This window comes from Paenibacillus sp. 7541, assembly GCF_002276395.1.
Lineage (GTDB): Bacteria > Bacillota > Bacilli > Paenibacillales > Paenibacillaceae > Paenibacillus_AQ > Paenibacillus_AQ campinasensis.
In genome coordinates, this window is the sequence record NZ_NQLZ01000005.1 from 12,126 (window position 1) to 38,584 (window position 26,459).

Annotated in this window: 21 protein-coding genes; 19 read left to right on the forward strand and 2 right to left on the reverse strand. The window is 53.2% G+C overall.

Annotated elements, in window-relative coordinates; translation table 11 throughout:
- Positions 1–179: 179 nt before the first annotated feature.
- The 6 genes from CHH75_RS02395 (at position 180) to CHH75_RS02420 (ending at position 6,916) form a co-directional block, all read left to right on the forward strand.
- Complete coding sequence (locus CHH75_RS02395) at positions 180–437, forward strand: post-transcriptional regulator (protein WP_095262937.1); 258 nt, start codon at positions 180–182, stop codon at positions 435–437.
- Positions 438–568: 131 nt separating this feature from the next.
- Positions 569–1,819 (forward strand): protein translocase subunit SecD, encoded by a 1,251-nt coding sequence (gene secD, locus CHH75_RS02400; RefSeq protein ID WP_095262938.1) that lies wholly within the window; start codon positions 569–571, stop codon positions 1,817–1,819.
- Complete coding sequence (secF, locus tag CHH75_RS02405; RefSeq protein ID WP_095262939.1) at positions 1,809–2,726, forward strand: protein translocase subunit SecF; 918 nt, start codon at positions 1,809–1,811, stop codon at positions 2,724–2,726. Before secD ends, secF begins: the two co-directional genes overlap by 11 nt.
- A gap of 225 nt (positions 2,727–2,951) precedes the next feature.
- Complete coding sequence (locus CHH75_RS02410; protein WP_095262940.1) at positions 2,952–3,914, forward strand: cation diffusion facilitator family transporter; 963 nt, start codon at positions 2,952–2,954, stop codon at positions 3,912–3,914.
- A gap of 53 nt (positions 3,915–3,967) precedes the next feature.
- On the forward strand, positions 3,968–6,370 hold the full coding sequence (gene recJ / locus CHH75_RS02415) for a single-stranded-DNA-specific exonuclease RecJ (protein ID WP_095397368.1): 2,403 nt from the start codon (positions 3,968–3,970) through the stop codon (positions 6,368–6,370).
- A 27-nt stretch (positions 6,371–6,397) separates the two neighbouring features.
- A complete protein-coding gene (locus CHH75_RS02420; protein WP_095262942.1) occupies positions 6,398–6,916 on the forward strand; it encodes an adenine phosphoribosyltransferase in 519 nt (172 codons plus the stop codon).
- 142 nt (positions 6,917–7,058) lie between these two features.
- Here the strand turns inward: CHH75_RS02420 and uraA are convergent, their stop codons facing one another.
- A complete protein-coding gene (uraA, locus tag CHH75_RS02425) occupies positions 7,059–8,378 on the reverse strand; it encodes a uracil permease (protein ID WP_095397369.1) in 1,320 nt (439 codons plus the stop codon).
- Between the two features lie 305 nt (positions 8,379–8,683).
- On the opposite strand from uraA, the gene CHH75_RS02430 reads away from it, so the two are divergent.
- The 13 genes from CHH75_RS02430 to nrdG all read left to right on the forward strand — a co-directional run bounded on the left by CHH75_RS02430 (position 8,684) and on the right by nrdG (position 25,063).
- Positions 8,684–10,858: a RelA/SpoT family protein gene (locus CHH75_RS02430; protein WP_095397370.1), complete on the forward strand. Its 2,175-nt coding sequence runs from the start codon at positions 8,684–8,686 to the stop codon at positions 10,856–10,858.
- A gap of 72 nt (positions 10,859–10,930) precedes the next feature.
- On the forward strand, positions 10,931–11,374 hold the full coding sequence (dtd, locus tag CHH75_RS02435) for a D-aminoacyl-tRNA deacylase (RefSeq protein WP_095262945.1): 444 nt from the start codon (positions 10,931–10,933) through the stop codon (positions 11,372–11,374).
- A gap of 91 nt (positions 11,375–11,465) precedes the next feature.
- Positions 11,466–11,633: a hypothetical protein gene (locus tag CHH75_RS24735; protein ID WP_176475439.1), complete on the forward strand. Its 168-nt coding sequence runs from the start codon at positions 11,466–11,468 to the stop codon at positions 11,631–11,633.
- 139 nt (positions 11,634–11,772) lie between these two features.
- Complete coding sequence (locus tag CHH75_RS02445) at positions 11,773–12,294, forward strand: type 1 glutamine amidotransferase domain-containing protein (protein ID WP_095262947.1); 522 nt, start codon at positions 11,773–11,775, stop codon at positions 12,292–12,294.
- A gap of 58 nt (positions 12,295–12,352) precedes the next feature.
- Complete coding sequence (locus tag CHH75_RS02450) at positions 12,353–12,781, forward strand: hypothetical protein (protein WP_095262948.1); 429 nt, start codon at positions 12,353–12,355, stop codon at positions 12,779–12,781.
- A 636-nt stretch (positions 12,782–13,417) separates the two neighbouring features.
- Entirely contained in the window at positions 13,418–14,671 is a 1,254-nt protein-coding gene (hisS, locus tag CHH75_RS02455) for a histidine--tRNA ligase (RefSeq protein ID WP_095262949.1), read from the forward strand.
- 75 nt (positions 14,672–14,746) lie between these two features.
- Positions 14,747–16,522, forward strand: coding sequence for an aspartate--tRNA ligase (aspS, locus tag CHH75_RS02460; RefSeq protein ID WP_095262950.1), 1,776 nt, complete (start codon positions 14,747–14,749; stop codon positions 16,520–16,522).
- A 34-nt stretch (positions 16,523–16,556) separates the two neighbouring features.
- Positions 16,557–17,312: a tRNA threonylcarbamoyladenosine dehydratase gene (locus CHH75_RS02465; protein ID WP_095262951.1), complete on the forward strand. Its 756-nt coding sequence runs from the start codon at positions 16,557–16,559 to the stop codon at positions 17,310–17,312.
- A 217-nt stretch (positions 17,313–17,529) separates the two neighbouring features.
- Positions 17,530–19,704, forward strand: coding sequence for a HelD family protein (locus CHH75_RS02470; RefSeq protein ID WP_095262952.1), 2,175 nt, complete (start codon positions 17,530–17,532; stop codon positions 19,702–19,704).
- Between the two features lie 361 nt (positions 19,705–20,065).
- The gene (locus CHH75_RS02475; RefSeq protein WP_095262953.1) at positions 20,066–21,373 is read left to right on the forward strand and encodes a replication-associated recombination protein A; all 1,308 of its coding nucleotides are present in this window, start codon (positions 20,066–20,068) and stop codon (positions 21,371–21,373) included.
- A gap of 52 nt (positions 21,374–21,425) precedes the next feature.
- Complete coding sequence (locus CHH75_RS02480; protein WP_255222945.1) at positions 21,426–21,995, forward strand: PCYCGC motif-containing (lipo)protein; 570 nt, start codon at positions 21,426–21,428, stop codon at positions 21,993–21,995.
- A 363-nt stretch (positions 21,996–22,358) separates the two neighbouring features.
- The gene (locus tag CHH75_RS02485; protein ID WP_244908041.1) at positions 22,359–24,566 is read left to right on the forward strand and encodes an anaerobic ribonucleoside triphosphate reductase; all 2,208 of its coding nucleotides are present in this window, start codon (positions 22,359–22,361) and stop codon (positions 24,564–24,566) included.
- Entirely contained in the window at positions 24,563–25,063 is a 501-nt protein-coding gene (nrdG, locus tag CHH75_RS02490) for an anaerobic ribonucleoside-triphosphate reductase activating protein (protein ID WP_095262954.1), read from the forward strand. The genes CHH75_RS02485 and nrdG overlap by 4 nt, the downstream gene beginning before the upstream one ends.
- A gap of 91 nt (positions 25,064–25,154) precedes the next feature.
- Here nrdG and mnmA read toward each other — a convergent pair whose 3' ends face one another.
- Complete coding sequence (gene mnmA, locus CHH75_RS02495) at positions 25,155–26,270, reverse strand: tRNA 2-thiouridine(34) synthase MnmA (RefSeq protein ID WP_095397372.1); 1,116 nt, start codon at positions 26,268–26,270, stop codon at positions 25,155–25,157.
- Positions 26,271–26,459: the final 189 nt, after the last annotated feature.

The following is a 26,459-nucleotide window of genomic DNA, read 5'->3' on the forward strand; positions in this document are numbered from 1 at the left end:
AAAAACTTCCAGAACGGTTGCCTTTACAAGGACTGTCCACTTTGGTTACTCTTATGGATATGCCTAACCTGTCCATTCTAATGACTTTACTTTTTTGTGAAAGCACGCTGCGAAAAGAAGGAGTGTGGCGTTTTCAGTCGAAAGTATTCTAGGTAGGCAACAGGGAGGAGGCAATAGGGATGGAACCGGTGGACATGAACAGCGAAGAATTGATGCGTACCATTGATATGATATGTCAAAGCAAGGTCGAGGAATTTCGGCTAATCGGTTACGAATATGTGACAACAGTAGATATATGGAACTGTGTCAGCAGCAAGTATGAGAAGGATGGACTCCCCTCTTTACACAAGCTAGTGAATGATATTCTATCATTGAAGGCGACGGCTCTTATGAATTATATGACAATATCAGCATATAAGGGATCTCCTTTCGGATAGTGGAAGAGGTCCCTTTTCCCTTGCGGTCAACAGGGATATTGCGATACAGCGACAAATTTTGATAAATTGACTGGGTTATATGACATAGCTATAATAGGAATATTGAGTAAAAAGGGGGAAATAGGAACGGCATGAAAAGAATCATCAGTTTCATCGCTACCGTACTCGGTATCACTATTTTAATGGCCGTTACAACTCCGGGCTTGCTGAAAGATGTCCGCCTGGGATTGGATCTGAAAGGCGGATTTGAAATCCTCTATGAAGCGCAGCCGCTGATGGAAGGACAACAGGTGACACCTGAAGCGCTTCAAGAAACAGCAAAAAGCCTGCAGAAGCGTGCAGACGCGTTAGGAACGACCGAACCGGAAGTCACGCCGGAAGGATCGAACCGGATTCGGCTTAAGGTTGCCGGCGTAACCGATGAGGCCGAGGTTCGGAAGACGATGAAAGAACCTGCGAACCTCACGTTTAGAAGTAACGATGGTTGTGAAGAAGGACAAGAGTTCTGCAAAATCGAGCTTCGTGGTGATGATTTTGTTGAGAACGGTGCTTCCATTTCCTATAACCAATTGAACCAGCCTGTAATCGATATTAAAGTGAAGGACAAAGCGAAATTTGCTGAAATTACGGGGCGGCTTCTCGGCAGGGAGCTTGCGATCTTTATGGACGACACGATGCTGTCCGCACCTACGGTTAACGCAATTCTGACTGATGGTAGTGCACAGATCACTGGCTCCTATTCGCTTGATGAAGCGAAGGAGATTCGGGACACAATCAATCTTGGTGCGCTGCCGCTCAAGCTTGAAGAGAAGTATTCCCAGAGTGTCGGGGCTACGCTCGGCATGCAGTCGCTTAACAAAACACTGCAGGCCGGCATCATTGCATCGATCGCTATCCTACTATTTATGATTCTCCGCTACCGGGTACCAGGATTGCTGGCCAGCTTCGCGCTGATTCTGCACACCTGGCTGCTGATTCTTATCTTTGTATTGGCAGACTTCACCTTAACGCTTCCGGGGATTGCGGCACTTATACTCGGGATCGGGATGGCGGTTGACGCTAATATCATTACCTATGAACGCATCCGGGAAGAGATCAAGACCGGCAAAAGGGTATCCTCTGCAGTTAAGGCCGGAGGCAAGTCGTCACTGCGTGCGATTATGGACTCTAACCTGACCACAATTCTAGTAGCGTCGGTTATGTTCGCGTTCGGTACCGGTGCGGTCAAAGGATTTGCGCTTGTATTGATTCTGGAGATTATCGTAAGTATTGCCACGAACGTATATTTCTCCCGCTTCTTGCTCAACCTGCTTGTGAATATCGGTTGGGCTAGCAAACCGAGCCACTACGGCGTAAAGGAGCGTGACATTCGTGAGCTTTAAACAATATGACTTCGTAGGCAAAAGCAGAATTTTCTATATCATTTCCATCGTCATCACGATTGTTGGTCTTCTGTTTCTGTTGACGCGCGGACTTAACTATGGCGTCGATTTCCGTTCCGGCTCGAACGTGGACATGGCATTCTCGCAGCCGGTGACGACCGAGCAGATTCAGTCTGTTCTTGAAGAAGTCGGTATCTCCGAAGGGGCAAGCATTACCCCGGGCAACGACCGGGTAAATGTCCGCTTTAGCGAAGTGTTGGCCGAGGAACAGGATCTGCAGCTTAAAGCAGGTGTCGAGAAATTGGACCCGGAAGCTACCTTTGAGATCAACACGGTAGATCCCGAGATGGCGAAGGAGCTTGGCCGCAATGCGATCTATGCCGTGCTGCTGTCCAGCATCGGGATTATCATCTATGTCAGCATTCGTTTTGAATGGCGGTTTGCGATTGCAGCCATCGTTGCGCTGCTGCATGATGCATTTGTCGTGATCAGTATCTTCTCCATTCTCGGCCTTGAGGTATCGTTGACCTTCATCATTGCGGTGCTTACCATTATCGGTTATTCGATCAACGATACGATCGTTATCTTTGACCGGATTCGTGAGAATTTGAGATTTGCCAAAATCAAGCGATACGCTGATCTGAAAGATCTGGTGAACAAAAGTTTGGCCCAGACGCTATGGCGCTCTATCTTTACGGCTTTGTCCGTGTTCATCGCCGCCTTCTTCATGCTTCTGCTTGGCGGCGAGTCGATCCGAATGTTCTCGCTGGCGATTTGTATCGGTCTGGCATTCGGGGCTTACTCTTCGATCTTCATTGCCAGCCCGCTGTGGCTGACACTGAAAGGACGTAATGTAAGCAACAAACCAAAGGCTCCGAAGCCGAACAAGGACAAAATCGAGGTTTAAGCGACGGATGTTGCTGTAGTTTGAAGAAATGAACTTATACCCGGGAAAGCCGCGTCGCTGGCGACGCGGCTTTCTAAACATTATAAGGATCAATATGGAGGTTCATTCCCGGGGTCCCCGCAAAGTACCTGAATGAACTCGAAGCTAAACCTCTTTTTTGTGGGGTTGTCTTAAGTTAGCATGTATGTTGATGAATGGTGACGACGCGAAAGTGAGGGGCCACAATTGAGTCAAGAACATATAAATACGACTGAGAAGGTTGTCTGGACCGGGATTTTCAGCGATTTGGCACTTGCCATCGTCAAAGGGGCCGTCGGGTTTCTGATGGGCAGCAAGGCGCTGATTGCAGATGCTATGCACTCGGCAGCTACTGCGATGTCGCTGCTTGCGGACCGATGGACGAACCTTGAACGTCCGAGCCGTAAAGGCCGCTGGAGAAACAGGAAGTCTGCGGAACGAACGGAGTTTATTATTCCGATACTAATTGCGGTGTTCCTGATCATGGGGGGCTTGCAGCTGGTTGTTCTGGCGGTGCAGGAGATCTCCACGGGCAATCCGGCCGCGCCGGACCGGTGGGTTTTAATTGCGGGCGTGATCTCCCTGGCGGTGAACGAGGCATTTTTCCTTTTTCAATATCATCAGTTCAAAAAACATAATGACCGCACGTGGGTCACGCTGTCCGAAGACCATCGGTACGGTCTTTATTCCTCATTAACGGTCATTATCGGGGTGTCCTTGTCAATGGCTGGAGGCTATTTTGAGTGGTCTGGTCTGTTGTACATGGATTCCATTGCGGCAATCATCGTTGCATTGCTTGTTGTACGAAAAGGCTATATACTGATTGTTCGTTCGGTTTACGGAACTTTGGTCAAGGAAGCCCGGCATGAATTTGAAGACGAGTTCATGGACACCATTCAGCGCGTACACGGAGTCATTACCGTGGAAGATCTGAAGGTACAGGAGTTCGGACAAATCAAGCAGATCAGCATTGATGTAAAAATCAGCGTTAATCCTCGAATTACCGTATTTGAGGCCAACGAAATTGCGGAGCGAATCCGCAAGCTGTTGATGCATCGTTTTACCCGGGTAACCGAAACGAAAGTGATCGTCGTTCCTTACGACCCTGGCTATCCCTACAAAACCAATTTTGATCTGATGGATAATGATCTGCCAACATTGCCGCAGTGACATCAGATCCATTCAGACCGCTGGGAGAAGGCAGGAAGGAAGGTGAGTCTAAATTGTTGTTTTCCAAATATAAGTGGCAGGTGCAGCGGCCGGAAATGCAGACCGCGAGTATGCTGGCCAAGGAGTTGTCGGTGTCTCCGTTTGTAGCAGCATTAATGGCTGGGCGGGGGATTCGTGATTCCGAGGAGGGGCGCCAATTTCTGAATGGCTCTCTTGAACATAGTCATGATCCGTACCTGATGCAGGGGATGGCTGAGGCGGTTCCGCGCATTCGAAAAGCGCTGGAGGATCAAGAGCACATACTGATCTACGGGGATTATGATGCCGACGGCGTGTCGAGCACATCCTTGATGATCCATTTGATGCGCCATCTAGGGGCTTCATACGATATTTATATTCCTCATCGTTCCAATGAAGGATACGGGCTACATAATCATGCGCTGGACTGGGCTCATCAGCAGGGAGTGAGCCTGATTATTACCGTGGACACAGGCATCAGTGCCGTGGACCAGATCGCGTATGCGAATCAGCTTGGTATTGATGTTATCGTCACCGATCATCATGAGCCGCCTGAGCAATTGCCGGAGGCTTATGCGCTGATCAATCCGAAAATTCCGACCTGTCCATATCCGTTCAAAGGACTTGCTGGTGTGGGTGTTGCCTATAAGCTGGCCCAGGCATTGCTGGGGGACCCGCCCAAGGAGTGGCTGGAAATTGTTGCGATTGGAACCATTGCCGACCTGATGCCGCTGATCGGGGAGAACCGCATACTGGTCAAGCATGGCATTGATTCAATGAGACAGACCCGGTTTGTCGGCATCCGCAGCCTGCTTGAAGTGGGCGGGGTGGAGGTCGATAAAGTCAATGCCGTCAACATCGCATTTTCGATGGCTCCACGCATCAATGCCAGCGGGCGGCTCGACCATGCAGGAAGAGCGGTGACGCTGCTGACGACGGAGAGCCCGGAGGACGCAGACCGGCTGGCCTGGGAACTGGACGGACTGAACAAGGAGCGGCAGCAGGTAGTTGAGCTGATCGTTCAGGAAGCGCTTGGCATGATTGGGGAACGATATGGAGCAGGAGAACTTCCTCCTGTTATAGTCGTCGCCGGTGAAGGCTGGAATGTTGGTGTTGTGGGCATCGTCGCCTCCAAAATATTGGAGAGATTTTACCGGCCTGTCGTCGTGCTTGGCATTGATCCAGAGACAGGCAATTGCAAAGGATCTGCCCGCTCCATCCCTGGACTTGATATATACGAAGCGTTATGTGCCTGCAGGGATTCGATGGACCATTTTGGCGGCCACCCTTCGGCTGCAGGCATGAGTCTTCATCGCGATCAGCTTGCTGCCTTTGAGCAAGGGCTGCATGAATTTGCAGGCCAGGTGCTTCGGGAAGAGCATTTCGTGCCGGTATGCGAAGCGGATGCGGAATGCACCATCTCGGATGTGACGATTGAAGTGATCGAGCAGCTGGATCAGCTTGGGCCGTTCGGGATGGCCAATGCCGTGCCGAAGATCATCATCCGGGAAGCGATGGTGAAGGAAGCGAAGAAGATCGGCAAGGAAGGCAAGCATCTGAAGCTGCGGCTTCAGCAAAATCAGGAGCAGCTGGACGCCATCTCCTTCGGGATGGGGCATCTCGCCGATATTTTGCCGGAGGGGACCAAGGTCGATGTGCTGGGAGAGCTATCCATTAACGAATGGAACGGCAGCCGCAAGACACAGCTTATGCTGCAGGACATCAGCGCGCCGTATCGGCAAGTATTTGATTATCGGGGGATACAGCAGCCTGTCGAGGAAATAAAACGCTGGAGAACGGAGCTGGAGCCGCATCTACGCTGTCCGGCTCACCGGAGCGCCATCGTGTACACGAGGGAATCGAGTCCGGAAATAAAAAGCCAATTGTATGAGATGTGCCTTTGGGTATATGATAGAAATGCTGGCGTTTTGCCGGATAATGACGCTGCCGAAGAACACGGCGCTGATGACATTTCCGTATTGTTCGTATTGGATGTACCGGAGACGGCGGAACAGCTTCAAACGCTGCTGACCGTCTTCCAGTCCGTTCCGAATATATTTTTGGTTCATCCGACCCGGATGCCAAGGGAGAAGCTGCTCATTCCAAGCCGGGATCAGTTCAAACAGCTGTATATCCTGCTGGCTGGAATGGCCGCATCCCCGGTTTCCGAGAATGAAGTCATTGCAAGACTTCGCCAGAAGACGGCGCTGTCTTCCCGAATGCTTGCGAAGGTGCTGGATGTTTTTGAGGAGCTTGTGTTTATCGAGCGCTCCAAAGGGCTGGTCACGTTTATCCCGAAGCCCGAGAAGAAGCCGCTGGATGCCTCCCGTCATTTCCGGGAGCTGAGCGAGCTTGCAGAGATGGAGCAGCATCTGCTGCACGCCGATACGAAGCAATTAACCCACTGGATGATGTCCCGCTCTAAAGGTGTTTCTTAGCCGTTAATTGTACAGGAGGAGATTAGTTTGGATTTTAAAGAGTACATTCGTGTTATCCCGGATTTCCCGCAGCCGGGGATCAGCTTCAAGGACATTACGACTCTGTTGATGAACGGGGAGGCGTACCGGAAGGCGATCGAGGAACTGAAGACGATGGTAGGTGATCTGAAAATCGACGTGATCGCTGGACCGGAAGCTCGTGGTTTTGTTGTTGGAGCGCCGCTCGCTTACGCGCTTGGCGTTGGATTCACACCGATTCGCAAAAGCGGAAAGCTGCCGTATGAAACAATCGAAGCGGATTATGATTTGGAGTACGGCAAAGATAAGCTTGCTATGCATGTCGACGCGGTTAAAGAAGGACAAAACGTTCTGATTGCCGACGATCTGCTGGCTACAGGCGGAACGATTTCCACCTCGGTGAACCTGATCCGCAAGCTTGGCGGCAATGTGGTTGGCGCTGCATTCCTGATCGAGCTTGAAGATTTAAAGGGCCGGGATAAAATGCCGGGAGTGGACGTATTCACGCTGATGAAGTACGATCACTAATTTCAACTGAATTAATTCATGAATCAATCATTCATGAATCCATGCAGCAACATTAAAAAAGCGCGAGTGAAGGGGCAACTGCTCCCTCAGCTCGCGCTTTTGCATATGCAGGCTTTCGCGGGTGAAGCCTGCGGTGTACAGCTTAATCCGGTATTTTCTCAACAATCGGCTGTTCGTTATTCTTCTCGTTGGAAAGGCCGGTAATTTCGAATACTTTAAAGAGCAGAGCCAGCGCAACACCAACGATGGTGGATAAAGCCATCCCTTTTAGCTCGACATTGCCGAACTTTAACGTAACTCCGCTGATGCCGACTACAAGGACGATCGTAGCCAGGATCATGTTGCTGGCTTTGGAGAAGTCCACCTTCTGTTCGACAAAGATCCGCAGACCCGATGCGGCGATGACGCCAAACAGCAGGAGGGACACGCCGCCCATCACCGGACGGGGAATGTTAGCCACGATCGCAGAGAACGTTCCCGAGAACGACAGCAGGATCGCAATGACGGCTGCGCCAGCGATCACGCGAATCGCGTAGACCTTGGTCAACGCCATCACTCCGATGTTCTCACCATACGTGGTGTTGGGCGTTGAGCCGACAAAGCCGGACAGCACCGTCGAAATCCCGTTGCCAAGCAGCGAGCGGTGCAGTCCCGGATTTTTGGACAGATCCTTGCCAACGATGTTGCTTGTGACGAGCAGGTGTCCGATATGTTCGACGATGACCACGATGGAAACCGGAATGATGGTCAGAATCGCTGCTATATCAAATACCGGAGTTGTCACTGTCGGGAACGACAGGAAGCTAGCACTTGTTATTTTCTCAATTTCCACTTCCCCGAGAGCAAAAGAAAGGCCATAACCAGCCACGATGCCGATCAGGATGTGGATGATTTTGGGGAATCCGCGGAATAATACCGCACCGAGCACAGTGACGCCAAGTGTGACAAGCGCGATCGTCACCGTCTTCGGGTTCATGGCCCATGTTTCGGCTTGCACGGGATCTGACGGAGGCAGGAAACCGGCCATATCAGCCGCAACCGGCACCAATTCGAGTCCAATCATGGCGATGATCGCGCCCATGACGGCTGGTGGAAACACAAAATCGATCCAGCGGGTGCCGGCATATTTGACGATTAAGGCGACGGCACAGAAGATCAGTCCGGTTATGATAAAGGCGCCAAGCGCCTTTCCGTAGTTCGCACCCGGATCATCGACAAGCACGAGGCCTACCGGAGCGATAAAGGCGAAGCTGGATCCGAGATAAGCGGGTATTTTTCCTTTACACAGAAAAATATAAAGAAGGGTGCCAATCCCGTTCATCAACAGAATCATGCCAGGATCTACACCGAAAATGTTCGGAACGAGCACAGTGCTTCCGAACATGGCGAACAGATGCTGAAGACTCAGCAGAAAGCCCGGGCCAAACGGAAGCTTTTCATCTACCTGAATTTCGCGTTGCAAGTTATTCCACTCCTCTTATAGGACTTTAAATATAGACCGTTCGCGTACGATCTTTACTAGATTAAATACTATTGTTCGTTTTTTCAAGAGAGGATTTTACAAAAAACCGAAAAGATCGGCTTGATCCTGCAAATTTAGTTCGAGAGAATAAGGGTAAATCAACAGAACCTCCCAGTATGCGTACGGTTGACGTAAACAGGGTTAAGCGTCATAATGATAGGAAAACCAAATTGATAAGGGAACCTGCACGTTTAGACAAAGGGCGGGTTCCATTTTATATAGAAAGGGAAGAGAAGGACTCGAAAATGGGCATAGAGCGATTACTCGAAAAGGCCGGCGCCTATATAAAAGAACCCGATCTTCTCCGCATCCAGGAAGCGTACGAATTTGCGGAGCAGGCCCATCACGGGCAAGTGCGAAAGTCGGGAGAACCTTATATTCTTCATCCGCTTGCGGTTGCAGACATCGTGGTCAACATGCAGATGGACACGTTGTCGATCATAGCTGCTCTGCTCCACGATGTTGTGGAGGATACGACGGTTTCTCTCGAAGAAATTCGCGAGCGCTTCGGTGAGACCTGCGCCATGCTGGTGGATGGTCTGACCAAGCTTGAACGCATCCGGTTCAGGTCGAAGGAAGAGCAGCAGAATGAGAACTACCGCAAGATGTTCATTGCGATGGCCCGGGACATCCGCGTCATCGTAATCAAGCTGGCTGACCGGCTGCACAATATGAGAACCCTAAAGTATCAGTCGGAGGAAAGCCAGCGCCGAATCTCCTATGAAACGCTGGAAATTTTCTGTCCGATTGCCCATCGTCTCGGTATATCCGCGATCAAATGGGAAATGGAGGACATTGCGCTTCGCTATCTGAACCCGCAGCAGTATTATCGGATTGCTAATCTGATGCACAAGAAGCGGGCGGAGCGTGAGCAGTACATTGATAACGTCATTGTCTGTATTCAAGAGAAGCTGGACGAAATGGGGATTTCCGCAGACCTGTCCGGCAGACCCAAGCATATCTACAGCGTGTTCAAAAAAATGACCGTAAAGAACAAACAGTTCAACGAAATCTATGATTTGCTTGCAATCCGGATTATTGTCGACAACATCAAGGATTGTTATGCCACACTCGGAATCATTCACACCTTGTGGAAGCCGATGCCCGGGCGGTTCAAGGATTATATTGCCATGCCCAAAACCAATATGTATCAGTCGCTTCATACAACCGTCGTCGGTCCGAATGGGGAGCCGACCGAAGTGCAGATTCGGACATGGGAAATGCACCGCACGGCGGAGTTCGGGATTGCGGCCCACTGGGCTTACAAAGAAGGAACCGCCGCCGCCGGAAATTTCGACAACAAGATGACGTTCTTCCGCGAAATTTTGGAGCTTCAGCATGAAACGAAGGATGCCTCCGAATTCGTTGAATCTCTTAAAATGGACTTTTTCTCGGATCTCGTATTTGTGTTTACGCCGAAGGGGGAAGTCATTGAATTGCCGGCTGGCTCGGTACCGCTCGATTTTGCCTACCGGATTCATACCGAGGTTGGCAATCGCACGATTGGAGCGAAGGTCAACGGCAGAATCGTGCCGCTGGATCATCAGCTGAAGACCGGCGATATCGTGGAAATCTTGACCTCCAAGCATTCTTACGGCCCCAGCCAGGACTGGCTGAAGATTGCGCAATCCTCGCATGCCCGCAGCAAGATCAAGCAGTGGTTCAAGAAGGAGAAGCGGGAAGAGAATGTGGAGAAGGGGCGTGAAATGCTAGAGCGTGAGCTCAAGCGACTCGGCCTTGAAGTTTCGGAATGGATGACAGACGACAAATTGCTGGAGGCAGCCAAGAAGTTTGCCTTTAACGATATTGAAGACATGCTGTCCGCCGTTGGCTTTGGCGGCATTACCGCCGCCCAGATCTGTACGAAAATCACCGAGAAGCTTCGCAAAGAGCAGGAGGAAGCCAGCCAGCTTGAGCTGACGTCGGAGATGAAGGAGATCAAGCCTGCGGAGAAACGCAGCCGTCCGACCAACGGTGTGCGGGTCAAAGGCATTGATAACTTGCTCGTCCGTTTTGCCCGCTGCTGCAACCCGGTCCCAGGCGATGATATTGTCGGCTATGTTACCCGCGGACGGGGCGTATCGGTCCACCGTTCGGACTGTACGAATCTTCCTTCGGTCATCGAAGGGGAGGATGCAGCGCGCGTCATTGAGGTAGAGTGGGAATCCTCAGTTGAAGCGAATTACAGTGTCGACATCGAGGTTACCGGTCACGACCGGAACGGGCTGCTCAACGAGGTGCTTCAGGCTGTATCCGAGAGCAAGACGAATATTTCGGCGGTGACGGGCCGCTCGGACAAAAACAAGATGGCGATGATTCATATGACGATCCTGATCCGGAACACCGATCATCTCCACGCGGTAGTGGAGCGGATCAAACGGGTGAAGGATGTGTACACCGTCCATCGGATTATGCAGTAAACAGCCATGCGGTTTGCGTTCCTTAGTGGGAAGGCAGGCCGCTATATTTTTGTGCAAAGGAGTAGGTATGAGATGAGAGTCGTTGTTCAAAGATGCAAGAATGCGAAGGTGACCGTAGGTCATGAGACGGTAGGCAGCATTGGAGAAGGGTTGATGGTGCTCGTAGGCGTCACGCATGAGGATGAGGAGAAGGATGCAAAATATGTGGCGGATAAGGTGGCAGGCCTGCGGATTTTTGAAGATGCCGACGGGAAGATGAACGATAGCGTTCTTGATGTGGGAGGGGCTGTACTGTCGGTCTCCCAGTTCACCTTGTACGGCGATTGCCGCAAAGGAAAGCGGCCGAATTTCATGGCGGCGGCCAGACCGGATCATGCCAAGCTGCTGTATGAAGCATTCAACCGGGAGCTGAGAGAGAAAGGCCTCGTTGTGGAGACCGGGGTGTTCGGGGCGATGATGGACGTATCGCTAACCAACTGGGGGCCGGTAACGCTTATCATCGACAGCAGGGCTTAAGCGCAATCCTCCGCATGGAGACGACAACAATCGGGCATCCTGAAGAAAGCGCAATTGATGGTTCTCCAATCTTTCGAAGGAGCTGGCATTCATGCGGCAATCTCCCAAGTTTACGATGTGGCAAAGCGTGGCTGCCGGCGGATGGTCTGGCGGCATAAGAGAAACGTCAAGCCTGGCGCGGCTGACATCTGGACCGGTCAGTCCGGACAGGGATATCATGCAGAAGGGCAGTCCCCGCCAATCGCTTCCACGAAGCTGAACGGCATAGCTGAAATGCAAGGAACCAGAAATTCTCCCGCACTTCATGATGGCCGGGATTTGCAAACAGCTGTTAGTAATGATTTCGGATGGGGTAATAACATCATGTGAACATCACTAGTCGAAGGAGGAGTTAGCAGATGGGCAAAATTGCATTTCTACTCGCCAATGAGTTTGAAGACTCCGAAATGACAACCCCTTACGAGGCTGTCAAAGATGCAGGACATGAAGCGGATATTATCGGACTGAAGCAGGGGACAGAGCTGAAAGGGAAGCAGGGCAAGGCAACGTACACGTCAGATAAAGCGATCGCTGATGCCAACATGAATGATTATGATGCGGTGGTGATTCCTGGCGGTTCCTCTCCGGAGAATCTTCGCCTGGACCCGAATATCCTTCAATTTGTGAAGGAAGCAGACCGTGCAGGCAAGCCGATTGCTGCAATCTGTCACGGACCGCAAATTCTGATCAGCGCGGATCTGTTGAAGGGGCGTACGCTGACATCTTATCCGCCGCTGAAGGACGATGTGGTGAATGCCGGAGGCCAGTTCAAGGATGAGGAAGTGGTGGTTGACCGCAATCTGATCACTTCCCGCACCCCGAAGGATGAGCCGGCTTTTGTCCGCGAACTGCTGAACGCACTGAAAAAAGTCACCGCTTAAGCAGGGCGTATGAGAAGGTAATTACACATCCTTTTACCGGATGAAAGGAGGAATGAACATGTCTAAGCTGATTCAAGCCTATTTCAGAACAGAGGATGATGCCGAAGGGGCAAGAACAAGTCTGCTGGCTTACAACACCGAGCAGCTTGAGGTAGGTGCCCTGCAGGAAGGGATCTCCAGCCGGACGAACCTGCTCGTTCCGCTGGTGCCGTGGACGACGAATACCGGAGGCGGGGGTTCATCGGCAACGACCGGGGTGTTTGGCGGCGGACCTGTCATGGGTGTCGCCCCGCTGCGGGATACGTCGCCAACCGGAGCGACGACGGATCAAGAGCCAGCCACCGCAGATGCTGTGGATGACTTGATGGGCAACGACAACGACGAACTTCGGTATGTGTTGTCGGCCAAGGTTCAGGATGAAGACTACGAGGAAATTGTCCAAAAGCTGCGCGAAAATCACGCGTATGTCGAGCGGCTGGACGATTAACAGGGTGATTCGGTCAAGAGAAACCGTTTTCACTCTTGTAACATAACTGTAATGTTCGTTCAATGTTCTGTTAATATAAGCTGTCTATAATAACAGCATGACCCCCTTTTTATATACTATATTTTGAACCTACAGACGCGGTTTGTAGGTTTTTTTCTTTTTATCGACATTTTATGAATCAGCTTCTTGACTTTATTCGATCGGTTGATTAGAATCTAAAAATATAATGTTTGGGATAAACTATAGTTAGTAATATCTGATTTGATGACGGGAACAAGTACTCCATCCCCACAAGACCAGAGAGGAATCCCCTTAGGCTGTAAGGATTCTCTTGATGAATGGACGAATGACCTCCCCGAGAACAGGCGGCGAAGCAAGCACCGGAAGGCCGGTGGGATAGACAGTAGCCGTTATGCGACAGCCGGGCGTTAACCGGTTAAGCGGACTGGAACACAGCAGCGATAGGAAGCTTGTTGTTCTCTGGCCGGAATGTGGGTGGTACCACGGGTGATATGTCTACACAATCTCTCGTCCCTGTTGTCTTCGATCAGACGACAGGGCGGGAGATTTTTTAATTTTCAGAGAATCGGGGCCGATTTGTAGTGTACAGATCCAGGTCCCATGGAGGGAAGAACGATGGCGAATCAACGATTTGAAAAGCCGACGGGAACCCAGGATATTCTGCCGGGAACCGTCGAGAAATGGCAATTCATTGAACAGAAGGCGCGCGAGCTGTGCCGGCGCTACAACTATCATGAGATCCGCACTCCGATCTTCGAGCAGACGGAATTGTTTGAGCGCGGTGTCGGTGAGACCACGGATATTGTCGAGAAGGAAATGTACACCTTCAAGGATAAAGGGGATCGCAGTATGACCCTCCGTCCGGAAGGAACGGCCGGTGTCGTTCGGGCGTATGTGCAGAACAAGCTGTATGGCGAGCCGGATGTAACGAAGCTGTATTATATCGGGCCGATGTTCCGGTACGAGCGCCCGCAGGCAGGACGTTACCGCCAGTTCCATCAATTCGGGATTGAGGTGTTTGGATCGAGCGATCCGGCAATCGATGCGGAAGTGATCGCGCTGGGCTACTCGTTCTATAAGGAGCTGGGACTTCAGGGCGTCAAGGCCGAGATCAACTCGGTCGGCACACCGGCGGTGCGTGCAGCATACCGGGAGCAGCTATTGGCATTCCTGACGCCGATGAAGGAGAGTCTCTGCGCCGATTGCCAGTCCCGCATGGACCGCAATCCGCTCCGCGTCCTGGACTGCAAGAAGGATCAGGACAAGTTCGGAGGCGCGCCGTCCATTCTCGATAGCCTGGATGAGGAATGCAGCGTACATTTTGAGAACGTGAAATCGTATCTGGATGCGATGGGCATCGAATATGAGATTAACCCGCGGCTTGTGCGCGGCCTCGATTATTATACGCATACCGCGTTTGAGTTCAAGGCACAGGGCATCGGCGCAATCGATACGGTTGGCGGCGGCGGCCGATTTAACGGGCTCGTAGGCGAGATTGGCGGACCGGACCAGCCGGGGATCGGCTTTGGCATCGGTCTGGAGCGTATCCAGCTTATTCTGGAACACCAGCAGGTGGATCTGTCCGGCATGCAGCCGCTGGATGTATATCTGGTGGCCCTTGGTGAAGCGGCGGAGCGTGAAATTGTCAAAATCATCTACGATCTCCGCAGCCGCGGCATTTCGGCCGAGCGGGATTACCTCGGGCGCAAAATGAAGGCGCAGATGAAGTCGGCAGACCGTCTTCAGGCCCGTTACACCGCCATCCTGGGTGACGATGAGCTGGCCCGGGGCGAGATCGCGGTCAAATCGATGGAGACCGGGGAGCAGCGCACGGTGAAGCTTGAGGAGCTGTACCGCGAGTTTATGTAATGCCGCTGCTTGCTGTAAGGCAGCACGGCTTCACAATATAAGCAATTGAATCCACTAAAGGGGAATGATGAGCAGATGAAAAGGACGCATCAATGCGGGCTTCTGACAACCGCAAACATCGGAGAAATCGTAACACTAAGCGGCTGGGTGCAAACCCGCCGGGATCTGGGCGGCGTATTGTTTATCGACTTGCGCGACCGCAGCGGCATTATGCAGGTTGTATTTAATCCGGACTTTTCCGGCGAGGCGCTGGCCGTAGCCGACAAGGTGCGGAGCGAATATGTGATCGCGGTGACAGGCAAGGTGGTCAAGCGTGATCCTGAAACGTACAATCCGAACCTGCCTACAGGTGAAATTGAGGTGCAGGTGACGGAGATCGAGGTGCTGAACGCTGCGAAGACCCCTCCGTTCTTCATCGAGGACGGCGTTGAGGTTGACGAGCAGCTCCGTCTGAAGTATCGCTATCTGGATCTTCGCCGTCCGGAAATGCAGAAGACACTCATGCTGCGTTCGAAGGCAGCCAAGGTGTTCCGCGACTACCTCGACGGCGAAGGGTTTGTGGATGTGGAAACGCCAATTCTGACGAAAAGCACGCCGGAGGGCGCACGCGACTATCTCGTGCCGAGCCGGGTGCATCCGGGCGAATTCTTCGCGTTGCCGCAATCGCCGCAAATCTACAAGCAGCTGCTGATGGTCAGCGGACTGGAGCGGTATTACCAGATCGCCCGCTGCTTCCGTGACGAGGATCTGCGCGCAGACCGTCAGCCGGAGTTCACACAGGTGGACATCGAGACTTCCTTCATGGAGCGCGATGACCTGCTGAACATGATGGAGCAGCTGATGGTGAAATTGTTCAAGGAAACGATCGGCGTCGAGCTGTCCACTCCGTTCCAGCGTATCAGCTATGCGGATGCGATGGGCAAGTACGGTTCAGACAAGCCGGACCTTCGCTTCGGCCTGGAACTGATTGAGATGAACGACATCGTAGCTGGCAGCGGTGTGAAGGTGTTCTCTTCCGTCATCGAAAAAGGCGGCGAGGTGAAATGTCTGAACGCCAAGGGCTGCGGCACTTGGACACGTAAGGAAATTGACGATCTCGGGCCATATGCCGCCAGATACGGGGCGAAAGGACTGGCCTGGATTCAAGTGAAGGAAGGCGAGTTCAGAGGCCCGATCGTGAAGTTCTTTACAGAGCAAGAAATCGAAGCGATCAAGGAACGTACCGGCGCCGAGGAAGGTGACCTGCTGCTGTTCTCTGCCGACACGAAAAAAGTGGTGGCTGATGTGCTTGGAGCGCTCCGTCTGAAAATCGGGCGTCAGCTTGGCCTGATCAACGATAATGAATACAAGTTTGCATGGGTGCTGGACTTCCCGCTGCTCAGCTATGATGAGGAGCAGAAGCGCTATGTTGCCGAGCATCATCCGTTCACCCGTCCGAGAGACGAGGATCTGGAATTGCTCGACTCCGATCCGCTGGCCGTACGTGCTCAGGCGTATGACCTCGTATTGAACGGCTATGAAGTGGGCGGCGGTTCCATGCGGATATACAAACGCGACATTCAGGAGAAAATGTTTGCGGCACTGGGCTTGTCCCCGGAGGAGGCGCACGAGAAATTCGGCTTCCTTCTCGATGCGTTTGAGTACGGCACTCCGCCGCACGGAGGAATTGCCTTTGGCTTCGACCGTCTGGTGATGCTGCTGGCTGGTCGAAACAACCTGCGTGAGACGATTGCCTTCCCGAAAACGGCAAGCGCAACAGATCTTTTGATGAACGCGCCTTCCGAGGTGGACACAGCTCAGCTGGAGCAGCTTCATATCAAGCTGGCGAAGAAGCCTGTAGAGTCGAAGTAATACCGTATTTGCAAAAGGAGGTTGGCATCCTAGCATGCTGCATCAATTTTCCCGGACGGAACTGGCGATCGGTCCCGAAGGCCTTGACATAATGAAGAACAGCACGGTAGCCGTGCTTGGCATCGGCGGCGTGGGCTCCATTGCGGTGGAGGCTCTCGCCCGTACCGGCGTAGGACGTATCATTCTGATTGATAAAGATGTCGTAGACATTACCAACATCAATCGCCAGATTCATGCGCTGACCACGACGGTCGGACAGAAGAAGGCGGATCTGATGGTGGAGCGGTGCAAGCTGATCAATCCGGAATGCGAAGCGATCGCCCTCAACATGTTTTACACGGAGGAGACTTATGAAGAGCTGTTTAAGTACGAGCTGGACTATGTCATTGACGCCTCCGACACGATCATCTACAAGGTTCATCTGATCAAGGAATGTCTGAAGCGCGGCATTCCGATCATCTCCAGCATGGGCGCGGCGAACAAGATGGACCCGACCAAGTTCCAGGTTGCCGACATTTCGAAGACGTCGATGGACCCGATCGCCCGCATCGTTCGCACGAAGCTGCGCAAGGATGGCATTAAAAAAGGGGTCAAGGTTGTGTTCTCGATGGAGGAGCCGATGAAGCCCCGCAAGGACGTCACAGACAAAATTGTGCCGGAGAACGCGCCGAATATTCGCAAGGCGAAGCAGCCGCCGGCCAGCAACGCGTTTGTGCCGCCGGTTGCCGGTTTGATCATGGTCAGCGTGACCGTGCGGGATCTGCTTGAAAAAGGCGGAATCTCCGTATAATTCGATAGCGACAGCCGAGAGAGGCTATAGGAAAGGGTGTCCCGATGAGCAGATTATCTGTCTGCTGCCGGGGCACTCTTTTTTTTTACGTCAAGGACAGAAAGAAGACAGTAGTATAACCTGCGCGGTTATGCTACAATAGAACTCCTTTTTGTGTCACGGCCTGGAAATAACAACCGGATGCAGAAAAATCGTTTCTTAGGAGGTAACTGAAAGTATGAGTGCTTTTCAAAGTGCCTATCAAGAAGAGCAGCAACGGCTACAAGAGGTGATTGTCGAAATTGACCGTCAGCTCGAACGGCTGCGAGGCATTCCGGTGTATACCGGCCATGATTTTACGGAGCAGGTGCTGGAGGCAGGGCGAGAGGAGAAGCGTCAAGCGCTGGCCAAAAGCTTGCCGGAGCCCTATTTTGGGCGATTGGATTTCCAAGAGAACGGAGTCGGGGAGCGCAAGCGGCTGTACATCGGCAAGGTTGGCCTGGATAAGGAAGAGGCCGGGGAATACCCGCTCGTTATCGATTGGCGGGCCCCGGTGGCCAGCTTGTTCTATTCCTTTACCGGTGGAACGGAGCCGGCTTCCTTCGAAGCGCCGGAGGGGATCATTGAAGGGCTGGTTTATTTAAAGCGCAATGTGGTCATCCGAAAGCAGATTTTGGAGCGGGTATCGGACACCTATGATCGGGAAAGCGGCGGTCCTGCTGTGTCAGACGAATTTCTGGTGTATCGTCTCGGGGAGAACAAGGATCACCGCCTGCGCGATATCGTTTCTACCATTCAGGCTGAGCAGGATCAGATTATCCGCGCTGCCAGAAATACGGCGCTCATTATCCAGGGGGTTGCAGGAAGCGGAAAGACGACGGTAGCGCTGCATCGGCTCGCCTATTTGCTGTACCAGTACAAGGAGCAGGTATCGGCGGATAAAATGATCATCTTCGCGCCGAACCTTATGTTTCTGGACTATATTTCGGACGTGCTTCCTGAGCTGGGCGTCGGGGATATTCAGCAGCGCACCTTTGCCGATTGGGCGGCCGAACAGCTCGACATCCACGTAACATCACAGGATCGGCTGGAGACGATGGCACAATGGTTCGAAGGCGATCCTCGTCTTGGGACGCCCGATGTTGACGGGCATACAAGCGGCCGCTACAAAGGCTCCCTCGAGCTGATGAAGCTCATCCAGACCTGTGTGGAAACGCTTGAGGCCGGTGCGCTGCCTGGCGATGATTTCTCTCCTTGGGACGGAGCGGTGCTGCCGCGGGAGACGATTGCGGAATGGTACTTCAAGGAATATCGCCCTTATCCGCTTGCGAAGCGGAAGGAGCGGGTGCTGACCAGAATTCATCGCTGGGTCGAGATGGAGCTCAAGAAATCGCCGTCGGCGGCCGTGATGAAGGAACGGAAGAAAAAAGCAGCCCAGCGTGAAAAATCCTATGCCGGCAAATGGCCGAAGTTTGAACCGCTGGCGTTGTACAAAATGCTGTTCGGGGCGGTCAAATCCTCCGGCCTATGGCCAGAAGAGCTGACCTCTGCGATTCCGGACAGCGTCAAATCAGCGACACGCAGTGATTTGAAGCAGAATGTCGTACGGGAAGAGGATCTGCCGGGGCTGTTGTATTTTCACTGCCTGCTGAACGATATTGCAAGCGACCAGCGCTTTGATCACATCGTCATTGACGAAGCCCAGGATTTCTCCCCGTTTCAGGTAGCGGTGCTGGACATGTACGTCAGAGGCCATTCCTTTACGATCCTCGGTGATCTGTCCCAAGGAATTCATGCTTACCGCGGCGTGCATGCCTGGGAGGAGATGAGCTCGCTGTTCTCGGAGGAGAACACGGCGTATTACGCGCTGACACGGAGCTACAGGTCCACGATGGAGATTATTGAATTTGCCAACCGCGTGCTGGAAAATGGGGTGCGCAGCGATCTATTGGCCGTGCCGGTATTCCGCAGCGGAGATGCGGTGAGGCTCATTCCATACAGCGATCCGGCCATGCGGGAAGAGGATATCAAGCAGGCGATGCGAGCGCTGCTGGAGAAGGAGTACCGGACTGTCGCTGTCCTGACCCGGACGCTGCAGGAGGCTAAGGCGCTTCATGCCGCGCTGAATCCGGAGTGGCCGGAGCTGAACCTGATCGATGGCAGCGAACAGACGTATCAAGGGGGCTTGTCCATCCTTCCCGTCTATCTCTCCAAAGGCTTCGAGTTTGACGCCGTCGTGATGGCCGATGCCGATACGAATCATTATGCGGACAAAGCGTGGGACGCCAAACTGATGTATGTTGGCTGCACGCGTGCGCTGCATGAGCTGTGGCTGCTGCACGGAACGCATGTGCCGCGCTATGTGGATGCTGAGCCGTCCGAGATTGTGGCCAAAGGCTGGCCGCCGGCTTAAGGCAAGCGGCAGCTCACTATTAGACAATCAGCGGGCTGCCCGTTCATGAAAGAGCTGCCAGCTATACGAGGAGCCGTGGAAGGCGGGCCGCGTGGACGGATATGCGCAGCCTGTTCTGACCGGCAGAATGTCACCACCTCCGAAACCATGGTCCCAAGGGCTGTGGTTTCGGTTTTTTCTTTGTGTCCCCCGGGTTTGTTCACCTTCATCCAGCAGCTATGATGCTGAATCGCAATCATCCACGGATGATGGGCGCGGCCTCGGTGAATATGTTATGATATAGGCTGATAAATAGAAACGCATGTTCACATATCGGCATGGATGGACAAGCTTGAATTCAGACAAGGAAGTGTTAAACGGCATGGATTTGTTCAGTTTAAGTCGCGAAGAGGACCGGAACGGACGGCTGCTGGCTGACCGTATGCGTCCGCAAACGCTGGATGAATATATCGGGCAGGAGCACATTATAGGCCCGGGCAAACTGCTGAGAAGAGCCATTGAAGCTGATCAAGTCTCCTCGATTCTTCTCTATGGCCCGCCTGGATGTGGAAAAACAACGCTCGCTCACATTATCTCTACACAGACGAAGGGCGCTTTTGTGCGGCTGAATGCCGTTGAGGCGTCTGTGAAGGATGTCAGGGAAGTGATTGAGCAGGCCCAGAGCAACAAAAGTTTGTACGGAACGAAAACGATTCTGTTCCTCGATGAGGTCCATCGCTTCAACAGCTCCAGACAGGATGCGCTGCTGCCGGCGGTGGAGAACGGGACGATTATTTTTATCGGCGCGACTACGGAGAACCCGTTTCACTATGTGAACGGGGCCTTGATGAGCCGCTCAACCTTGTTTCAGCTGGAGCCGCTGAACAGGGATCATGCCATGATCGCTATGCGAAGAGCGCTGGCGAACGAGGACAGAGGGCTGGGCTTTATGGATCTTCAGGTGGATGATGCGGCGCTGGATCATATTGCTTCCATGGCTAACGGCGATATTCGCCGCGCGCTGAATGCACTGGAGCTGGCCGCGCTCACCACGCCCCCGGGGCAGGACGGCAGCATCCACATTACGCTGGAGGTGGCGGAGGAATCGATTCGCAGACCGACCGTGCGGGCGGATGAGTCTACGCAGTACGATGTATTGTCCGCTTTTCATAAGAGCATCCGCGGCTCCAGCGATGCGGCGCTGTTCTGGTTTCTGTATGCGGTTGAGAAGCTCGGGATGGACCCGATGGTGTTCCTTCGCCGCCTGATCGCCGCCAGCAGCGAGGATATCGGCCTTGCCAATCCACAGGCGATGGTGCAGGCGGTCAGCGCGTTGGAAGCGTACCGGAACAACGGCTGGCCGGAGGCAAAGCTGAATATCGCCCAGGCGATTCTGTTTGCGGTTGAAAGCCCGAAATCGAATGCGGTTGTGGATGCGATATCCAGAGCGATGTCTGCCATGGATGAGGTGAAGTCGGCCGAGGTTCCGCTTCATCTGCGGGATGCGCATTATAAAGGCGCGGTGAAGCTGGGGCATGTTGGCTACAAATACCCGCATGATTATCCGGGGCATTATGTGAAACAGGATTATTTGCCGAAGGAGCTGAACAATCGGGTGTTCTATCAGGCTACGGAGCAGGGGAATGAGGCCAAGATCGCCCATAACCAGCGCCTTCGCCGGAGTGAGTAACCAGGCCCTGCGCTTCGTATGAACGATTCATTGTGCTGGAGGGGAAATAGGAATGACAAGAAAGATGTCGCGTTATATGATTCTGCTGCTGTCCACAGCGATTGTGCTGGGCGGCTGCCAAGCGGGCAAGACGACCGACTCTGATAGCGCTGCGGCCGGCTCGCCCGCCGGGGCTGAGCAGGAGTATCATGCAGCCGGGGACACGCCGGGGGAGCATGACCATCTCCATCATGCGAGCGGAGATTTGCGGGAGGTCACCGCTTCGATCGAGGAACTTCCAACCTTCCTGGATGGGGCGGTAAGCGAGATGCGGACGATTTATGCTCTGGCTGCCCAGGTCAGCGATGTGCTTGAATACATGCCATGCTACTGCGGCTGCGGCGATAGCGCCGGTCATCAGAGCAATCTGAACTGCTTCATTCATGAAATCCGGGAGGACGGCAGTGTCGAGTGGGATGATCATGGCACCCGCTGCGGCGTCTGCCTGGACATTGCGGTGGAATCCGCACTGATGAGAAGCGAGGGAATGCACTTGTCCGATATCCGGGCCGCCATCGACGAGAAGTACAAGACAGGTTATGCCGCCCCAACCCGGACGCCGCTGCCGCCGGCAGAGAGTTAATATATCCATAGATAACCGCTGAACAAAGGAGCTGGCTCGGATCACTATCGTGATTGGAGGTCAGCTTCTTTTTGCGTGTCTCATTCGGACTCGGGGTGTTCTCCATGTATGTGACTTCTCTACGGATGATATGGATCATAATTTTTTTGAAAAACGCCGTCAGGCCAAGCCTCGCCGGCACTTAAACAGAGCCGTTCGGATCCTGCTCGAACAAACAGTGACTTTTGTTACAGAATAAATCAACATATTGATGTTATCTTGTTCTGGCATACAATATATTGATTTGTTTGAATTTCGGCAGGGGAGTGATTGATCAAGATGTTGCAGGTAATGAAGCGGGATGGGAGCTTGACTGAATTTGATATGTCACGCATCGTGAGAGCGGTGAACAAGGCCTTTCGGGCAGTCAAAGGCAGCGCTGAAGACGATGTGTCGGTCCGCATCGGGCAGCAGGTGACGGATCGGGTAGCGGAGGCAGAGAGCCTCACGGTGGAATATATTCAGGATTGTGTCATCCAGGCTCTGAGGGAAAGCCAGTATGGGGAAGTGGCGGATGCCTACAGCCAATATCGGGATGCCCGCGATCTGGAGCGGATCAGGAGAGGGGAGCTGTACAAAATCAGCAGTGATGTGATCGGTGCAGCGAATCCTGATCTGCTTCGGGAGAATGCCAATTTGAACGGGGAATCCTTCAGTGGAAAGATGAGCCGCATCGGATCCGAATACGCCAAATGGATCGCCAACCGCTTTGTTCTTCCTTCGGAGCTGTACAAGGCGGTGAAGGACGGCTATGTGTATGTGCATGATCTGGATCAATATGCGCTCGGAACGACCAACTGCATCTTTATCCCGTTTGACCGTCTGCTGGCTAAAGGCTTTAATACCGGCAACGGATCGGTGCGCCCGCCGCAGAGCATCATGACCGCGATGGCGCTTGTGGCCATTATTTTTCAGTCCCAGCAGAACAGTCAGTTTGGCGGGGTTTCGGCCAATAAAATCGACTGGGATCTGGCCCCATATGTCGGAAAATCATTTCGCAGACATTTCCGCAAAGGGCTGCTCTATCTCGGGGAGACGAGCGGGAAAGCTCATGAAGGGTCTGCAGACGGCAGCCTGGCCCATCTGCTCGAGGATGGTGAGCTTTACATAGACAATATGTCCCTGAAGGCCGCGTATCCGCGAACCTATGCCTATGCCTATGAGGAAACCGTCCATGAGACGAAGCAGGCAGCGGAGTCGCTGATACACAATCTGAACACGATGAGCAGCCGGGCCGGCGGTCAAATTCCGTTCACCTCGCTGAACTATGGCATGTGCACCTCCACCGAGGGAAGGCTGGTGACCCGCGCGCTGCTGGATGCAACGATCGATGGCTTGGGCCGAGGCGAGACGCCGATATTCCCGCAGCATATTTTCCAGTGCAAGCAGGGTGTGAACCAGGCCGAAGGGGAGCCGAATTATGATCTGTTCCTGAAGGCGGTGGAATGCTCCAGCCGGAGGCTGTATCCGAATTTTGTCAATGTGGATGCTTCCTTCAACCTGCCGTATTATCAGCCGGATGATCCGGATACGATCATTGCCACGATGGGCTGCAGGACCCGCACCATTTCCGACCGGTTCGGACGCAACCGGCTCAGCGGCAAAGGCAACCTGTCCTTCAATACGATTAATCTGGTTCGCCTCGGGATGGAATCCGGCATCGTATTTGGCAAACGAACTGAACCGGATCTGGAAGGCTTCTTCCGTCAATTGGATCGCTATATGAACATCGCGGTGGAAGGTCTTGTCCACCGGTTTGAGATTCAGGCGAAGCAGCCGGCCAAAGCATCGGATTTCATGATGCGCGAAGGGGTATGGGAAGGCGGAGACTCGCTGGGTCCTGACGATCAGGTTCGCGAGCTGATCAAGCATGGCACGCTTGCGCTTGGTTTTATCGGACTGGCCGAATGCCTCAAGGCGCTGACAGGCAAGCACCACGGGGAGGACGAAGGCAGCCATCGCCTTGGTCTCGAGATGATTTCCCGCATGCGCCGCTTCTGCGATGAGATGAGCGACAAGTACAATCTGAATATCTCGCTCTTCGCTACCCCTGCTGAGGGTCTGTCCGGTAAATTCACGGCGGTCGATCAGGCGGAGTACGGGAGCATTCCCGGCGTGACAGACAAGGAGTACTATACAAATTCCTTTCACGTTCCGGTGTATTACAAGCTTTCGGCCTTTGAGAAAATCAAGCTGGAGGCGCCGTTCCACAAGCTGTGCAACGCCGGGGCCATCTCCTACGTGGAGCTGGACGGGAATGCGAGAATGAACACCGCCGCTTTCAAGCGTATCGTGCAGTTTGCCCTCGAGGAAGATATCGGTTACTTCTCCGTCAATCATCCGCTCGACCGCTGTCCTTCCTGCCATTATGAAGGCATTATCGGTTCGGCGTGCCCAGGATGCGGCGCAGGCGAGCAGGAGGTGCACTTCCAGCGGCTGCGCCGGGTGACCGGGTATTTGACCGGCAATTATACCGAGCGCTTCAATTCGGCCAAGCAGGCCGAGGTCCGGGACCGGGTGAAGCATCTGTGAACATCTGCGGCTATATTCCGGAAAGCATCAATGAGGGCGCAGGGCTGCGGGCGGTGCTGTTCATCAGCGGCTGCAAGCATGCCTGCCCCGGATGCTTTAATCCGGCGTCCTGGGATTTTCAGGCTGGGGAGCGGTTTACGGAGGAAATGGCCGGGCGAATCATCGGCGACGTGAAGACCAACTCCCTGCTGGACGGTATTACGCTGTGCGGAGGCGATCCGTTCTTCTCTGCCGAGGAGTGCGCGGAATTCCTGATCAAGTTTAAAGCGCGCTGTCCGGACAAAAATGTGTGGGCATACACCGGCTTTACGTTCGAAGCGTTGGTGAAGCGTCCGGAGCTGAAGCAGCTGGCGCTGCTGTGCGACGTTATTGTGGATGGAAAATTCATCGCCGCAGAGAAGGATGTGTCCCTTCCCTTCCGGGGCAGCCGCAATCAGCGTTTGGTTGATGTGCGCGAGAGTGTCCGGCAGGGACGGGTGGTGGAGATTGAATTGTAGCGTTAAGGATGAAACGGGACGACAAAAGACACGCATTGCGCAAGCTTCAATGCCTGCTGCAATGCGTGTCTTTCTGTATCGTATGAGCCTGTTAATAAGGGACTTTATCAGCAGATTCAATCGTTCCGCCGCCGAGACATTCGTCACCTTGATAGAACACGACCGCTTGACCTGGCGTAATGGCCTTCTGCGGTTTGGCAAAAGCGACATGGACGTTGCCGTCTTCCAGGCGGGTGACGGTGACCTCCTGATCGGGCTGGCGGTAACGGAATTTGGCGGTGCAGGTGAAGACGTCTTTGGGCATGGCGTCTTCCCCGGCTATCCAGCTGATCCCGGAAGCGGTCAGACCTGTGGAATACAGGCTGGGGTGATCCCCCTGCACGACATAGAGAATGTTCTTCTCCAAATCCTTGTCGGCTACAAACCAAGGCTCTCCCGTGCCTGATCCCCCGATGCCAAGACCTTGGCGCTGTCCGAGCGTATAATACATCAGCCCGTCATGGCGGCCCTTAATCTCGCCGGATACGATATCAACCATATCACCCGATTGGGCAGGCAGGTAGTGGCTAAGAAATTCCTTGAAATCCCGTTCGCCGATGAAGCAGACGCCGGTGCTGTCCTTCTTCTTGGCCGTGTACAGGCCCGCCTCTTCGGCCAGTCTGCGCACCTCCGGCTTCGGCAGATGCCCGATCGGGAACATCGCCTTGGAGAGCTGGTCCTGATTCAGCGCATTGAGGAAGTAGGTTTGGTCCTTGTTGCTGTCCACGCCCCGGAGAAGGCGATATTGACCGTCCTCCTCAATGACCCGCGCATAGTGGCCGGTCGCGACATAGTCAGCACCCAGATCAAGCGCTTTGTTCAGAAACTCTCCGAACTTGATCTCCCGGTTGCACATGACATCGGGATTTGGCGTTCGTCCGGCCTTATATTCATCAAGAAAATAGGAAAATACTTTATCGTAGTATTCCTTTTCAAAATTGACAGTGTAGTACGGTATATCAAGCTGTTCGCATACCCGGCGGACATCTTCGGCATCCGCTTCAGCGGTACAATGACCGAATTCATCAGTGTCATCCCAGTTCTTCATGAAGATGCCGATGACTTCATAACCTTGCTGCTTCAGGAGCAGAGCGGTTACGGAGGAATCGACGCCCCCGGACATGCCGACAACGATACGCGTGTTTTGTTTGTCTTTTGACATCGTCATCACCATTTTCGTATGAAATTGTGCCCATGGACGTATTTTAACACACTTTTGCAAGCTTAGACATGTCTCGTATTGTCCACCCACGGTGAACAATTTATGTAATTTCCGACGGAAGATTACCCATTTGCACCCTAGATATGTTACCATAAGCTGAGGGTAATGATCGGAATAAGGAGAAAACTTGGGGTT

Coding starts and splice junctions, on each gene's coding strand:
- CHH75_RS24735 (WP_176475439.1), top strand. CDS start 11,466: ATGCGGCAATCTCCCAAGTTTACGATGTGGCAAAGCGTGGCTGCCGGC.
- CHH75_RS02475 (WP_095262953.1), top strand. CDS start 20,066: ATGGATTTGTTCAGTTTAAGTCGCGAAGAGGACCGGAACGGACGGCTG.
- CHH75_RS02445 (WP_095262947.1), top strand. CDS start 11,773: ATGGGCAAAATTGCATTTCTACTCGCCAATGAGTTTGAAGACTCCGAA.
- CHH75_RS02465 (WP_095262951.1), top strand. CDS start 16,557: ATGCTGCATCAATTTTCCCGGACGGAACTGGCGATCGGTCCCGAAGGC.
- hisS (WP_095262949.1), top strand. CDS start 13,418: ATGGCGAATCAACGATTTGAAAAGCCGACGGGAACCCAGGATATTCTG.
- mnmA (WP_095397372.1), bottom strand. CDS start 26,270: ATGACGATGTCAAAAGACAAACAAAACACGCGTATCGTTGTCGGCATG.
- CHH75_RS02395 (WP_095262937.1), top strand. CDS start 180: ATGGAACCGGTGGACATGAACAGCGAAGAATTGATGCGTACCATTGAT.
- CHH75_RS02450 (WP_095262948.1), top strand. CDS start 12,353: ATGTCTAAGCTGATTCAAGCCTATTTCAGAACAGAGGATGATGCCGAA.
- CHH75_RS02470 (WP_095262952.1), top strand. CDS start 17,530: ATGAGTGCTTTTCAAAGTGCCTATCAAGAAGAGCAGCAACGGCTACAA.
- dtd (WP_095262945.1), top strand. CDS start 10,931: ATGAGAGTCGTTGTTCAAAGATGCAAGAATGCGAAGGTGACCGTAGGT.
- CHH75_RS02430 (WP_095397370.1), top strand. CDS start 8,684: ATGGGCATAGAGCGATTACTCGAAAAGGCCGGCGCCTATATAAAAGAA.
- CHH75_RS02480 (WP_255222945.1), top strand. CDS start 21,426: ATGACAAGAAAGATGTCGCGTTATATGATTCTGCTGCTGTCCACAGCG.
- aspS (WP_095262950.1), top strand. CDS start 14,747: ATGAAAAGGACGCATCAATGCGGGCTTCTGACAACCGCAAACATCGGA.
- CHH75_RS02485 (WP_244908041.1), top strand. CDS start 22,359: ATGTCACGCATCGTGAGAGCGGTGAACAAGGCCTTTCGGGCAGTCAAA.
- secD (WP_095262938.1), top strand. CDS start 569: ATGAAAAGAATCATCAGTTTCATCGCTACCGTACTCGGTATCACTATT.